Origin of the sequence: Winslowiella sp. 2C04, assembly GCF_050037805.1 — a bacterium.
GTDB classification, from domain to species: Bacteria; Pseudomonadota; Gammaproteobacteria; order Enterobacterales; family Enterobacteriaceae; genus Erwinia; species Erwinia toletana_A.
This window is the reverse complement of sequence record NZ_CP188300.1, coordinates 4,104,454-4,118,734: the sequence shown is the minus strand read 5'-3', so window position 1 is coordinate 4,118,734 and position 14,281 is coordinate 4,104,454. Positions and strand designations below refer to the sequence as shown.

At 52.3% G+C, this 14,281-nt stretch carries 13 protein-coding genes and 3 tRNA genes; 12 read left to right on the top strand and 4 right to left on the bottom strand.

Annotated elements, in window-relative coordinates; genetic code table 11:
• The first annotated feature begins 203 nt into the window (after positions 1-203).
• Positions 204-440, top strand: coding sequence for a DUF1435 domain-containing protein (locus ACP3TC_RS18685; protein ID WP_313855493.1), 237 nt, complete (start codon positions 204-206; stop codon positions 438-440).
• Between the two features lie 68 nt (positions 441-508).
• Here the strand turns inward: ACP3TC_RS18685 and ACP3TC_RS18680 are convergent.
• The 4 genes from ACP3TC_RS18680 to rsmC all read right to left on the bottom strand — a co-directional run bounded on the left by ACP3TC_RS18680 (position 509) and on the right by rsmC (position 2,038).
• Positions 509-595: transfer RNA gene (locus ACP3TC_RS18680), tRNA-Leu, on the bottom strand.
• Between the two features lie 33 nt (positions 596-628).
• Positions 629-715 (bottom strand) — tRNA-Leu (locus ACP3TC_RS18675).
• A gap of 27 nt (positions 716-742) precedes the next feature.
• A tRNA-Leu gene (locus ACP3TC_RS18670) sits at positions 743-829 on the bottom strand.
• 174 nt (positions 830-1,003) lie between these two features.
• Positions 1,004-2,038: a 16S rRNA (guanine(1207)-N(2))-methyltransferase RsmC gene (gene rsmC, locus ACP3TC_RS18665; protein WP_313855494.1), complete on the bottom strand. Its 1,035-nt coding sequence runs from the start codon at positions 2,036-2,038 to the stop codon at positions 1,004-1,006.
• Positions 2,039-2,216: 178 nt separating this feature from the next.
• Here rsmC and ACP3TC_RS18660 point away from each other — a divergent pair, with 178 nt between their 5' ends.
• The 11 genes from ACP3TC_RS18660 (at position 2,217) to tssB (ending at position 14,280) form a co-directional block, all read left to right on the top strand.
• Positions 2,217-2,636 (top strand): DNA polymerase III subunit psi, encoded by a 420-nt coding sequence (locus tag ACP3TC_RS18660; RefSeq protein ID WP_426817024.1) that lies wholly within the window; start codon positions 2,217-2,219, stop codon positions 2,634-2,636.
• Positions 2,599-3,039: a ribosomal protein S18-alanine N-acetyltransferase gene (gene rimI, locus ACP3TC_RS18655; RefSeq protein ID WP_313855497.1), complete on the top strand. Its 441-nt coding sequence runs from the start codon at positions 2,599-2,601 to the stop codon at positions 3,037-3,039. Before ACP3TC_RS18660 ends, rimI begins: the two co-directional genes overlap by 38 nt.
• Before the next feature lie 41 nt (positions 3,040-3,080).
• Positions 3,081-3,761, top strand: a complete 681-nt coding sequence (yjjG, locus tag ACP3TC_RS18650; RefSeq protein WP_313855499.1) for a pyrimidine 5'-nucleotidase — start codon at positions 3,081-3,083, stop codon at positions 3,759-3,761.
• Between the two features lie 849 nt (positions 3,762-4,610).
• On the top strand, positions 4,611-5,114 hold the full coding sequence (locus ACP3TC_RS18645; RefSeq protein ID WP_313855500.1) for an SH3 domain-containing protein: 504 nt from the start codon (positions 4,611-4,613) through the stop codon (positions 5,112-5,114).
• 24 nt (positions 5,115-5,138) lie between these two features.
• Positions 5,139-5,642, top strand: coding sequence for a type VI secretion system lipoprotein TssJ (gene tssJ, locus ACP3TC_RS18640; RefSeq protein ID WP_426817023.1), 504 nt, complete (start codon positions 5,139-5,141; stop codon positions 5,640-5,642).
• 30 nt (positions 5,643-5,672) lie between these two features.
• A complete protein-coding gene (gene tssK / locus ACP3TC_RS18635; protein WP_426817022.1) occupies positions 5,673-7,016 on the top strand; it encodes a type VI secretion system baseplate subunit TssK in 1,344 nt (447 codons plus the stop codon).
• A 20-nt stretch (positions 7,017-7,036) separates the two neighbouring features.
• The gene (locus ACP3TC_RS18630) at positions 7,037-8,278 is read left to right on the top strand and encodes a DotU family type VI secretion system protein (RefSeq protein WP_426817021.1); all 1,242 of its coding nucleotides are present in this window, start codon (positions 7,037-7,039) and stop codon (positions 8,276-8,278) included.
• A gap of 3 nt (positions 8,279-8,281) precedes the next feature.
• Positions 8,282-11,920: a type VI secretion system membrane subunit TssM gene (gene tssM, locus ACP3TC_RS18625; RefSeq protein ID WP_426817020.1), complete on the top strand. Its 3,639-nt coding sequence runs from the start codon at positions 8,282-8,284 to the stop codon at positions 11,918-11,920.
• A 16-nt stretch (positions 11,921-11,936) separates the two neighbouring features.
• Positions 11,937-12,647: a type VI secretion system-associated protein TagF gene (gene tagF / locus ACP3TC_RS18620; RefSeq protein ID WP_313855507.1), complete on the top strand. Its 711-nt coding sequence runs from the start codon at positions 11,937-11,939 to the stop codon at positions 12,645-12,647.
• Positions 12,648-12,667: 20 nt separating this feature from the next.
• A complete protein-coding gene (tssA, locus tag ACP3TC_RS18615; RefSeq protein WP_426817019.1) occupies positions 12,668-13,684 on the top strand; it encodes a type VI secretion system protein TssA in 1,017 nt (338 codons plus the stop codon).
• 47 nt (positions 13,685-13,731) lie between these two features.
• Entirely contained in the window at positions 13,732-14,280 is a 549-nt protein-coding gene (gene tssB, locus ACP3TC_RS18610) for a type VI secretion system contractile sheath small subunit (RefSeq protein WP_390902496.1), read from the top strand.
• The last annotated feature ends 1 nt before the right edge of the window (position 14,281 follow it).

The window sequence follows — 14,281 nt, the reverse complement described above, 5'->3', positions numbered from 1 at the left end:
TTGATCGTGCGCAATTTATCACTTTAGCAATGGCCTGTCATCCTCAGGGTCAAAGTTTCAACAATTCTTGCTGCATAATGAAAAAAATTATCATATGCTATTGGTAATCATTATCATCTATGCGTAGCGAAGAGTGTAGCCAGCTATCTGCAACCTGAAGGTTAACGGGTAGCAATGGCAGGTGAACAGGGGGAGTGGGTTGGATGTCAGGAAAACGACTGGATAGCGCCTGGGGCGTGCTGTTACCTTGTGCCATTATGCCGGTAATGGCAATGATGGAACTCTCATTTAATCAGTGGCGTCTGGTGATGGTTATCGCGCTGCTGGCGACCGTCAGTATGCTCTATCATAAAAAGCTGCGTCATTATCTGCTGCTGCCTTCATGCGTAGCACTGGCCGGATGTCTGGTCGCGATTTCGTTGAAATTTACCGTCTGGTAAGGGAAGTCACAAAAACAGGGAAGTAATTTAAATCAGAGGGGAAGGGACAACAGGAAGAGTTTACAACTTGGTGCGAAGAGAGGGACTTGAACCCTCACGTCCGTTAAGACACTAACACCTGAAGCTAGCGCGTCTACCAATTCCGCCACCTTCGCATCGTCGTTGTAAATTTTGTATCACTGCTGCATTGGTGCGAAGAGAGGGACTTGAACCCTCACGTCCGTTAAGACACTAACACCTGAAGCTAGCGCGTCTACCAATTCCGCCACCTTCGCGCAAATGCAAAGCAATATCATGGTTGTTGGTGCGAAGAGAGGGACTTGAACCCTCACGTCCGTTAAGACACTAACACCTGAAGCTAGCGCGTCTACCAATTCCGCCACCTTCGCATACCGACAATACTTTATTAGTATTGCAACCACGGAGGCGCATTCTAGAGATTTTCACCGGGACGTCAACAGATATTTCATCGTCATGGAATGATTGCGTTAAAAAGCAACATCTCCATGACGATTAGCTGAATCAGTAAGTTGCGAAAACCGGCAGCGGCAACAAATCACTGATTAGCGTTTTGCTTTCGCCGCACGACTTAACACTGCACGATAAACCTTAAAACGCCCGGTCTGCGCCAGCACTTCATGGCTGCCAAACGTCTCATCAAGAATCGTCGGATACGGCAGGAAGGCGTTGGCAACTATGCGCAGTTCACCGCCCATATTAAGGTGTTTTGCTGCACCGCGAATCAGGGTGTGTGCGGCGTCAAGGCTGGTCTGCATCCCATCATGAAACGGCGGATTGGAGATAATCATATCGAAGCGGCCGTTCACGTCAGAGTAAACGTTGCTGGCAAATACTTCGCCTTCCAGCTGATTAGCCGCCAGAGTAGCCTTACTCGCTTCAATTGCGGCGGCGCTGACATCGGTCAGCCACAGGCGTACCTTGGGTGAGTGGCTGGCCAGCAGGGTAGAAAGCACTCCAGCGCCACAACCGACATCCAGAACTTTACCTTTGGTATGAGCGGTAAAGGTCGACAACAACAGCTCGCTGCCAATATCCAGTCCGTCACGGCTGAATACGCCCGGCAGCGTTTTGATGGTGAAGTCGCCGAGAGCATATTCGCCCCAGAAGCTTTCGGCATTAAACGCCGGGGTCGTGTCGAGACGGCCGTGATACAGGCCGCAGCGGCGCGCGCTGTCAATTTTATTCAGCGATGCCCACTTGCTGACCATCTCTTCTGCACTGCGAACGCCGCTGCGGTTTTCGCCGATAACAAAGATATCGCTACCCACAGGTAACAGCGACAGCAGGTTCTGCAACTGGAACAGCGCTTCCGGCTTATTTTTCGGCCAGTAGTAAATTAAGGTATCGCATTCACTGACCATCGCGGCGCTGGCCACCAGGCTGTATTGCGCATTTTCGCCCATCGCACGGCTCAGGGTCTGCCAGTGATGATATTGCTGGGTATGAACTTTGCTGTGTGCAGTCTCCAGTTGAGCGGGCAGGTCATCCTGCAGGTCACCGGCAAACAGCACGCGGCGTTCAATAAATTCATCACTGTGGCGCAGAATAACTTCACTGGCCGGGGTAAAAGCGGACATCGGATGGCTCCTTTTAAATCAGAACCGCGATTATACCTGAAGTCGTCCATGTTGCAGCAAGGCAGCAGCAGAATGAATGTCGGGTAAGGGATTGTGCAGCGATAGCGTGGTTTGTTGGCGCATATTCGATGGGTTTGTTAGCATAGCGACGCAATCGGGCGACCAGACAGGAAAAAATATGTCTTCCAGACGTGACTGGTTATTACAGCAAATGGGCATTACGCAGTATGTACTGCGGCGTCCGCGTGCCTTACAAGGGGAAATTGCTGTCTCCTTGCCGACGCATACGCGCTTGCTGATTATCGCCGATGTGCCGCCCTCTACTGAGGATCCGTTAGTCAGCGACGTGTTGCGCGCGCTGGCGATCAATCCGCATGATGTTTTCGCATTAACACCGGATCAACTGGCGATGTTGCCGGATGATAATCATTGTGCCAGCTGGCGTTTAGGCATTGATGCGCCGTTGGCGGTACAGGGCACCCAGCTTGCTTCTCCTGCTCTTGATGAGCTCTATCATAATGCCAGCGCCAAACGCGCACTGTGGCAGCAGATCTGTGAACATGAATCAGATTTCTTTACTCACCCCGAACGACCTTAGCCACGCATTTGCCATCGAGCAGCGTAGCCATGCTTTTCCGTGGACGGAAAAAACCTTTGCCAGCAATCAGGGTGAGCGTTATCTCAATTATCGGCTTGATGTCGATGGCGTGATGGCTGCCTTTGCCGTAACACAGGTTGTGCTTGATGAGGCCACGCTATTCAATATAGCGGTTGATCCAGCTTTTCAGCGGCGTGGACTGGGGCGTCAGTTGCTGGAACACATCATCACCGAGCTGACACAGCGCGAGGTGTTAACGCTATGGCTGGAAGTGCGCGCCTCAAACCTCGGGGCAATAGCGCTTTATGAACAGCTGGAATTTAATGAGGTATCGGTGCGCAGAAATTATTACCCGACAGCAGAGGGACGTGAAGACGCACTGATAATGGCTCTCACCCTGTAGCGGACAATGCCGGTGCAGATAAAACAGGATTTAACGACAAGATGTTAAAAGATTGGGATTGGATCTTATTCGACGCTGACGACACCCTATTTCACTTTGATGCCTATGCCGGCTTGCAGCGCCTGTTTGAGCAATATGATGTGCAGTTTACCACCGCAGATTATGATGAATATCAGGCGGTAAACAAACCGTTGTGGGTGGATTATCAAAACGGTGTAATCAATGCACTACAGCTTCAGCACCAACGTTTTCAGGGCTGGGCGGATAAACTTAGTGTTGAGCCACACGAGCTTAACAGCGGCTTTCTGGCGGCGATGGCGGAGATCTGTATTCCACTGGAAGGTGCTGTTGGCCTGATGAACCTGCTGAAAGGCCAGGTCAAAATGGGCATCATCACTAATGGCTTTACTGCGCTACAGCAGGCGCGTTTACAGCGTACCGGTTTCCTTGAATACTTTGATCTGCTGGTGATTTCGGAACAAGTGGGTTACGCGAAACCCCATCCGGCGATCTTTGACTATGCGCTGGAGAAAATGGGCAATCCACCGCGCGAGCGCGTCATGATGGTGGGAGATAACCCGGATTCAGATATTCTGGGCGGCATCAATGCGGGTCTGGCAACCTGCTGGCTGAATGCTGATAACCGCGCCAGGCCTGAAGGGATTGAGCCTACCTGGCAGGTCTCTTCACTGAAACAGCTGGCTGAAATTCTCAGCGCTTAATCGATCGCTTCTGCTTTTCCTGCTGTCCGGTTACCAGCCAGAGCATTATCTTACTGGTAACCGCACTCCTCTTAGCCGTTCCGCTAAAAATAATCTTACTTGCTGATTTCATCATCCGTTTGTGCCCCGCGAGGCAGCGATAAAAAAATCCGAAAAGTTTTTTTCACTACTCAACTCCTCAGTGTTGGCGTTTTTTTGTGCGGTGTATCATAAATTTTATCAATGTTTGTCAGCTGCTTCCTACAGCCGCGGCGCAAAATATCGAAGATTTGTGATTATTTTCAGGTTTAAGAATAATTAATGATTATCGGTTGGTTAACAAACCGTTGAATTTTTGTCGGGACACGATAAACTGCGCAAATTATGATCTTTCAGGCCGCAGTGAAACGCAGTTGGGCGTTACCGGGTGCAAACTCGTGCGGTAGCCATGGATTGGTGATGTTTGATTAATATTCTGATTTAAATGATTAATATCAGAAATTAATGCACATGCTTAGCTATTAAACCATCATCTCAGTGAAAGTCTCTCTCCCTACGATAGTAGAGAATCGAATCAAGGAAGTTTTAGGGCATGATGAGCGTTATCCCCTGGCGTTCATCATTCCAGCACAGGAGTGCAGTGTCTATTTACTCGTTCGCTTATCAATTATTCTGATATTGCTTTGTTTTTAGTCCATAAATATTTTTTGATTATTAATAAGTTTAATTAAATTAACTGGCATTTTTATCTGTTGGCCAGAGCGGAGCCGATGGCGTTTTTCAGCTAGTCGGAAGTTTTTTTAAGAGCGTGTTTACCTCGCCAGCGATCCTGGCGTGACGTCATTATTGTTAAGAAAATTTATGAGGATCATGGTGAAAATTCGTGTCGCACTAAGCCTGATTGGGGTTTTAAGCCTTGTCGGTTGTATCGCTCCCACCCCGCCATTAACGGATGAGACGATAGTTTCCACCACTGTCGACGGCGTGAAGCTGAACTACCGGTACGCCATTGTGCCACCGGCACAGTTCACACCGCTGAATGAAGAGTATCGTGCGCTGTATAACGCGTCAGTCATGAGTCGTCCTGATTTTGGCGGCAAACTAATACGCTATCTGAATAACGGTGAAACCTACACCGTTGCAGGCAAGGTAGAAAATGGCTGGTTTGCGATTGCCGGAGATCAGCAAGAGTTAATTGGCTATGTTCCTTTGCGTGCCGGAGTGAAAAGTGAACTCTGGGATAAGACCGTCAAAGCCGACTCCCGGCGTAAACGTGTCAGGAGCAATCAGCCCGCTAAGCCGACCTGTGTGGCCGTTGATGGCGAGAGTAAAGCTTGCCAGAGCGCAAATAACGGTACCTGGATCATTGATTAACATCGCCCTAATGGAATCATCGCTATGCAGGGATTTCACTGGCTGCGTCTGAGTTTTCCGATCTTAATACTGGCGGCGCTGCCGCTGTTATTTGGCTGTATTTCGCCTTCAACCAGTTCGCAGGTGCGTTACAACCTGTCTTTTCAGGCGCACCCGCAAATCAATGATTCAGCACCGCTCAAGGTGAGAGTGCTGTTACTTAAATCAGATGCGGATTTTATGGCGGCAGATTTCTGGTCGCTGCAAAGCGATACCCGGGCTTTACTGGGGGCCAATTTGCTTAACAGCGAGCAGTTTTTTCTGCGGCCCGGGCAGTTAAATAAAAAAATCAGCGGTCAGGGCGAGGGGGAAGCGCGTTACCTTGGCATCCTGGCTGAGTACCAGTCGCTTGATGGCAAGATATGGCGGCTGTCACTGCCGCTTCCGGCCTCTGGTGAGGGCTTTTTTAAATCCATCTGGCAAGGATCGTCAGTGGAGTCAGATGCAGAGATTATTGCTGATATTAACGGCATTCGCGTCATTCGCTGAAAAAGTTAATTCTATGAAAAGGAAGTCATTATGAATCACACAGCAAAAGTGGTGTGGAGCGAAGGGATGTTTCTGCGCCCACACCATTTTCAGCAATCGGAAAGCTATTTTCATCATCTTATTCACGCCAGGGCAGAGGTTCAGCACCCCTGGCTGTGGGGTTTTTTCGATTTTGACATCAATCTGACTTTGCTGCGGCAGGGGCAAGTAGCCCTTAACTCTGCCAGCGGCCTGCTGCCAGACGGAACCTACTTTTCCTTTCGCGACGGACGCAATGCGCCGACTCCATTATCCCTTACAGACCCTTCCGGCGGGGCAAAAGTGGTACTGGCATTGCCTGCGCGTCGTGGCGGTCGCGAAGAGCTGATCTTTGACGACGCTACGGACTCACTGGCGCGTTTCGTGAGTTTTGAACAGGATGTTGAGGATTTTAATGCAGTCTCAATGGGGCAGACCGCGATTCAGTTTGGCAGATTGCGGCTGAAACTGATGCTGGAAAGTGAGCTGTCGGCAGAGTGGACGGCAATAGGCGTAGCGCAGTTCAATGATACTCGTAGCGAAAATCAGTTGCGCCTCGACACCCATTACATTCCTCCGCTGCTTAACTGCAAAGCCTGCGCCCCGCTGCGTGATTACCTTCATGATCTCCAGAATATACTGACACAGCGCTGTCAGCAGCTGGGCCTGCGGCTGCAGCAACCAGGCCGTTTTAACCAGGCTGATACCGTTGATTTTATGCTGCTGGCATTACTCAATTACCATGTTGGCCAGATCAGCCACTTCAAAAACCTTCCCGTACTGCATCCCGAACAGCTTTGGCGCCACTGGCTGGCCTTTGCCTGTGAACTGACGACCTATACTTCCCGACGTTTTCCTGAACATGCCCTGCCTGAATACCGCCAGGATGATCTGGCGGGTTGTTTCGCTGAGCTGATGCTGATGCTGCGCCACGGCTTATCGCAGGTGCTGGAAGAGCATGCTATTCAGCTGGTGCTCACCGAGCGTTCTCACGGCCTCAGCGTGGCGACAGTAACCGACAATGCAATGCTTCGTGAGTTTGGCTTTGTGCTGGCGGTGCGTGCCGATATTCCTGGCGAAACACTGCATATCCATTTTCCGGCGCAAATGAAAATCGCGCCAGTGGCAAAAATTCGTGACCTGGTGCATCTGCAGTTGCCCGGCCTGGTGCTGCGCGTAATGCCAACACCACCACCACAAATTCCCTGGCATGCTGGCTACAGCTATTTTGAGCTGGAGAAGGGCGGTGAACTGTGGAAGGAAATGGAAAAGTCCGGCGCTTTTGCCCTGCATCTGGCGGGAGATTTTCCCGGCCTGGAGATGCAGTTCTGGGCAATACGCAGTCATTCAGTCTGAATAACGGTCAATGAGCAATCATGATGCAGGAACGACAATCCACCGGCAGTAATACCATTTACCCTGGCGCGCACAGCAGCAACCTGTTGGTGGTTGCGGCTAATTCGTTACTCAATGCCATTCCTGATATTCGCCATTGCGTCACGCACGCTGATCCAGCGGGATTACGTCAGCAGCTGATCGACGAGATCCGTCAATTTGAGATGCATTGCCAGCGCACAGGATTGCCCTATGAAATGATCGTTGGCGCGCGCTATTGCTTGTGCACCGCGCTGGATGAGGCTGCCGCGCTGACCCCGTGGGGTAGCAGAGGTGTCTGGCCTGGCAGCGGTTTGCTGGTGACTTTTCATAATGAAACCTGGGGCGGTGAAAAGTTCTTCCAGCTGCTGGCTAAGCTGTCGCAAAGCCCGCGGGAACATCTCTGGTTATTGGAGCTGATCAACTTCTGCCTGCAGCTGGGCTTCGAAGGGCGCTATCGCGTGCTGGACAACGGGCGCTCACAGCTGGAAACCATTAAACGGCGATTATTGCAGATGATTCACGGCGTGCGCGGTAGTTATTCATTGCCGTTATCGCCACATCCGCTGGATCAACCCCAAATCAGCAAGCTGTGGCGACCGGTAGTGCCGCTCTGGACGATGACTGCACTGGCCGGTTTTCTGGCCTGCCTGTTTTATATCGCGCTTAACTGGCGGCTAAGCGATCGTGTCAGCCCGGTACTGGCGGCGATCTATCAGATTGCTCTGCCTGACGTCACTATTCCTCATCCGGCACCACCACCGCCACCGGCACTTAACCTGCGGGGGTTTCTGCGGACGGAAATCGAACAGGGGCTGGTCAGCGTGCGAGATGAGGCCGATCAGAGCGTAGTGACGATCAATGGTGACGGTCTGTTCGCCTCGGCATCAACCACGGTACGCAGTAATTATCGGGCGGTGCTGGATCGCATCGCCCAGGCGATGAACAGCGTCAGTGGTCAGATTCAGGTGGCGGGCTACAGCGATAATCTGCCGATACGCAGCGTGCGCTTTGCATCGAATTATGAGCTGTCGCTGGCACGGGCGGAGTCGGTGCGTCAGATATTACAGTCACACCTGACGCAACCAGAGCGCGTAACAGCTGAAGGGCGCGGTGAGAACAGTCCGCTGGTAGCCAATGATAGCTCAGAGAACCGCGCCCGCAATCGACGGGTTGAAATAACGCTGTTGGTTGCACCCGAGAATACCCGGGCAGAGCTGAATCGCCGGTCGCAAGGAAATTAACGCATGCTGAACAGACTTTTCGCTATCATGACCAGCCGATTGATGTGGGGATTTATCGGCATTTCCGCGCTGGCTTTTATCATCTGGACGGTCGGCCCACTGCTCTCTGTTGCTGACGCCCGGCCACTCGAGCCCGAAGTTAATCGCCAGATACTGATTGGCTTGCTCTACCTGCTGTGGGCAATCAGCCGCGTTATACCCCGTTTATATAACGCCTGGCTTAACCGCAAACTCATCGGAAGCCTCAGCCGCGTGTCCCCGCCCGGTACGGACCAGCCTAAGAGGCTCACCAGCGAAGAGCAGCAGCTGGCGGAGCGTTTTAATGAAGCATCTCAGCTGTTGAAAAAAGCGCATTTCATCCGCGCCGAAAGTAAGTTCCAGCCGCGCTGGATCCAGGCGTTAAGTCGCCAGTATCTTTATCAACTGCCATGGTATCTGATTATTGGCGCGCCGGGCGCAGGTAAAACGACGGCGCTGCTCAACTCTGGCTTGCACTTTCCACTTGCCGACAGTTTTGGCAAAGCCGCATTGCGCGGAGTCGGGGGAACGCGCAACTGCGACTGGTGGTTCACCAGTGAAGCGGTATTGATAGACACCGCCGGGCGTTACGCTCTGCAACAGAGCCAGCAGGCGCAAGATGCCGGAGAGTGGCAGCGTTTTATTACATTACTGCGTAAATATCGCGCTCGCCAGCCAATTAATGGCGTCATCCTGACGATCAGCGTGGCCGATCTGCTGACGCAGGATCCGCAGGTTGCGCAGCAGCACGCTCGCTCACTGCATCAGCGACTGGCCGAGCTGCATCAACAGTTAGGCATTGGATTCCCGGTATATGTGCTGGTAACCAAAACCGACTTACTGAAAGGCTTTAACGCCTATTTTGCCGGCTTTGATAAAGCGCAGCGCGATCAGATCTGGGGCTTTACTTTCCCTCGCGAGCGGGTTGAACAGGCGGATTTTGATCTGGCTGAGACATGCAGTTATCACTATTCGCAGCTGCAACAAAGGCTGGAGGCCGGGCTGCCGGATACTCTGCTACAGGAACAAAATACTCAGGCTCGCGCCGAAAGTTATCTGTTTCCTCAACAGTTTGCCGCATTACGTCATCTGCTGATTGAGATGCTTGGCAATGTGTTTTCTCGTTCTGACTTTGAAGCGCCTTTTTTCCCTCGAGGAATTTATTTTGCCAGCGGAACTCAGGAGGGGCTGCCCTTTGATCGAGTAATGGGCGAACTGCATCGGGCCATGCAGTTGCAGCCGGTTGCGGACAAAGAGCCGCATGTAAATACCGATAACGCCTGGAAGCGGGTTAATAAAGCTGCGCCGGTTCCGGCAAATAAAGGCCAGAGTTTCTTTCTGAAAAATCTGCTGCAGGATGTGATTTTTCAGGAGTCGGGACTGGCAAGCAGTAACCGCTGGTGGGAGCTGCGTAACCGTGCGGTGTTGTGGTCTGGCTATTTGTTGCTGGCGACGTTACTGGTTATCGCTGCTGTCCTCTGGCTGACCAGTTATCACCACAATCAGCGCTGGCTGCACGAAGTACAGCAAAAAGTGCCGCCGATTGAGCAGCAAAGCAAGCAGCTACAAATTAGCGGCGAGAACGATCTGTTTACACTGCTTCCGTTTCTCAACCAGCTGAGATATTTGCCGCAAAGCCAGAGTGTTGATATTACCGCGCCACCGCTGACGTGGCGCATGGGGCTGTATCGCGGCGTTGAGGTCAGCGATGCCTCCATGACGTTATATCAGAAGTCACTACGCCAGCTGTTATTGCCGCTGGCGGCACAGGCGATGACGCACTGGTTGCGCAATGATAACGGCAGCGATGCGGATTACAGTTATGAAGCATTAAAGGCTTATCAAATGCTTTATCTGCCTGAACGCTACGACGGTAAGTTTTTGCACGCCTGGCTGATGTTGAATGTGCAGCGAAATCTGTCATCGGGGATAACCCAGCAGCAGATTAAACAGCTTGAAGACCATCTGACGCAGTTACTGGAACCTCAGCGACAGACGTCTCCTTATGCACGTGATGACAATCTGATTACCCGCCAGCAGGCACTCATTAATCAGGTTCCTTTATCACAGCGTGTTTATGGACGCCTGAAACGGCTACTGGAGCCTAACGCAAACTTAAAACCAGCCTCTCTGTCATCTCTTGGCGGGCCACAAAGTGAGCTGGTGTTTTCGCGCAAGAGCGGCGCTTCTGCCATTGAGGGAATTAACGGATTGTTTACTCCAGAGGGATACTGGAACAATTTTAATAAAAACATCGATGGCGTCACCGCCGAGTTGCATAAGGACGACATATGGGTGCTGGGTGGCCACAGCCAGAACGAGGACCAGCAGCAAATCGACAGTGCAGTGCGTCAGCTCTATCTCACTGACTATATCGCTCAGTGGGAAGGATTGATGCAGGATATCCAGCTGAACAACAGCGCCAACCTGGCGCAGCGCATTAATACCGCGCGTCTGCTCTCCGGCAACAATTCACCGCTGCGCAGGCTGGTGGTTAATCTCAGCCATTATCTGATGCTGGAACGCTTACCAGAGCAGGGCGGCGAGGTGAAGCCGCTTCCGGAAGTACCATCTGGTCGTGCGGCACAAACCTTACAGGCACTGTTTCGTGCGCCGCAGCCGACAGCACGGGTCGATTCGCCGCCGTCGCCCGAGCAGGCGGTAAACCATCACTTTGCCGCGTTGATTGAGCTGGCACAACCGCTGGAAAAAGGCGGCAGCGCCCTGGTTTTCGACGATATTCTCCATCAAATTGATGATCTTTATCGCTATCTGACCGCGGTTCAGGATGCGGCGAATAGTGGTATGCCACCGCCCGCCGCGGAGTCAATCAGCCGCTTGCAGGCCAGTGCAGGGCGTCTGCCGGGTCCATTACAAACCATGCTGAGCAGTCTGGCGGTGGGAGCCAGCAGCGATACCCAGCGGCGTGACCTGGAAAACGTCAGCAAGCGTATCAATGTTGAAGTTGGCAGTTTTTGCCGTCAGGCCATTGCCGGTCGCTATCCGCTGGCGCGTTCGGGCCGTTCAGAGGTGACGCCGGACGATTTGGCACGAATGTTTGCTCCCGGCAGTGGGCTGATGGACAGTTTTTTTCGCGATAACCTGGCCAATAAAGTTGATACCACCCAAGCCAGCTGGCGTTTTATGCCAGGTATTGACGGAAAAACATTACCCGGCGGGGAGGCCATCCTGCGACCGTTTCAGCAGGCGCAGAGCATTCGCGATGCTTTTTTTGCCAATGGAGCCAGTGCTCCCTCTTTTCGTACCACGGTGCGCACGGTGAGCATGGACAACGACATCTTAACTCTTACGCTGGATGTTGATGGTCAGATCCTGCGCTACAGCCATGGACCGCAGGTGGTACAGCTGGTGAGCTGGCCCGGCACGGGTGGTACCAGTCAGGTGCGTATGCAGCTGGGGCTGGCTAACGGTAAGACGTCAACGCTGGTGACCAGTGGCCCATGGGCGCTTAACCGCTTTTTTGATCGTGCACGTCTGGCCAACGGCAGCAGCAATCTGAGCCGTCAGGCCAGCTTTAATCTGGATGGTCATCAGGTCACTCTGGAGTTTACGCCAAACAGTATCCGCAATCCGTTTCAACTTCCCGGCTTCTCATGCCCATAGCTGTAAGGAAATGATAATGAGTAATTCCACTGTGATTGGCTGGTACGGAAAATTACCCAGTGCCGGAGACTTTTTGCAGCGACGCTTCCCTGACGCGTTGATCAATCAATGGACCCACTGGTTTCAGGTCGGGCTGGTTAACTGGCAAAAAAATGCTGGCGAGCGGCAGGCGAATGGACGTCATTTTAGCCACGCGCCGGTATGGAATTTTGTTGTGCCGCCGATGCTGGACAGTCAGCTGATACAGATGGGGTGCCTGCTGCCGGCATCTGACAGTGTCGGTCGTCACTATCCGGTTTGCGCGCAACGCACCTTTACCTCAACGCAGTGGTCACCGCAGATGCTGTCAATGGCCGGTGAATGGTATCAGCAGCTGGGTAGCGCTCTGAAGCATGCTGTACACCATTGCTACTCCGCTGAACAACTTGACCAGGCGCTGCTGGCTATTCCCGCACCACCGGATCCGGCAGCAGACCAACGCTCGGATATTTTTGATGTGATCGGCTATGGCGACAATATCAGCACCCTGAGCTGGAAGCAGGTTTCCGACTGTTTTGATCCGCAGCATTACACCAGTTTCTGGTGGAGTAATCAGACCGATGGTTTCCCTCTTTATACCCATGTTCATAGCGGCAATCTGACCGGCCAGCTGTTTTCGCTGCTGTTTGATCCGGCTGGAGGTGCAAGGCCGGGACGCCATGGCCTCTATCCGCCAATGTTCGACTAAACCTGAAGAAAGGAATCGATATGGATCTCGATGCATTATTAGCGCCGCTTAGTGCCGAGCGACCTTGTGGAGAAAACCTTGAATATGACGCTGATTTTATCGCGATGGAGCTTGCCTGCGCCGGCAAGGCTGAACAGCAATTTGGCGACACCCTGATCCCCGCCGAACCGGCCGACTGGAACAAAGTTGAAGCGCTGGCATCCGGGCTGCTGCTTCGTAGTAAAGATCTGCGTGCAATGCTGGCTCTGACTCGTGCATGGACACAGCTTAAAGGCCTGAGCGGTTATGCCAAAGGTTTGCAGCTGATTACACAGTCACTACAACAATTCTGGCAATCGCTTTATCCGGCGCTGGAAGAGTGGGGCGAAGTGAGTCCTCACTATCGTATTAACGTGCTGGCGGGACTGAGTGATAAATCAGCCTTAACCCTGGCGGTCCGTCAGGCGCCGCTGTTGCGTTCAGTGGCTGATGAAATCAGTTTGCGTGATGCCTTCGCGCTACTGGAAGGCAGCAAAACTGACTTTCCTGATTATCCCGGCGGCCGCGTACGATTGATGGATGAACTGTCACGCAGTGAGCATCCCAATATTGATGCGATCAAAACAATAAGTGAGTGCTTGCAAACTATCAAGCTGATGCTGACAGAACAGCTAGGGGAAGCGGGCGTTCCTGCAATGAATCAGCTGATGAAAACAGTCAGCACGGTCGAGCAGGCCTGCCGTATAACCCCTGTTGCAATGATGATTACGTCAGCCAGCAGCGCAGATGAAATAAAGCAGACCACCGCTGCCATAATTCTGCCGCAGTCAAAGGAGCCGATCTGGAGAGCTTCCGGTCCTCAGTCACGTGGTGACGCTCTGCTGATGCTGGAGCAGGTTAAACAGTATTTTACCGAATACGAGCCGGGACATCCTGCTCCGCTAATGATCGAGCGTGTGCAGCGGGTTATTGGACTGGATTTTATGGATATGGTGCGCGAGCTGGCACCAGACGGCGTTAATCAGCTGGAAAATATCTTTGGCCGACGTGCTAACTGAATGCCACTGGCCTCAGTCGTCCCTTTCTTTCCTGTATCGCCTAACAGATGGAGCGAACTATGCATAACAACAAAGCTGGCGGGCAGAAGTTTATTGCCCAAAATCGTGCGCCACGCGTGCAAATTGAATACGACGTGGAAGTTTATGGTGCCGATCGCAAAGTACAACTGCCTTTTGTCATGGGCGTAATGGCGGATTTGGTCGGTAAGTCAGGTGAAAATCAGCCGGAAATCGGCGATCGCAAATTTATCGATATTGATGTCGATAATTTTGACGATCGTATGAAAGCTCTTGAGCCTCGGGTGACGTTCCGTACCGAAAACACCCTGACCGGAGAGGAAGGATTGAATATCGACCTGACTTTTCATGGCCTCAATGATTTTTCACCAGACGCCGTGGCCCGTAAAGTCGCGCCGCTGAGCCAGCTGCTTGATGCCCGGACTCAGCTGTCAAATTTGCTGACTTATATGGATGGCAAAAATGGTGCCGAGCAGCTGATAGCGAATATTCTGCAGGATCCTGGCTTACTAAAATCGTTGAGCTATGTACCGCAGTCGGCGGATCAAGCGGCCAACAGCCCGGATAAAGAGGGGTAAC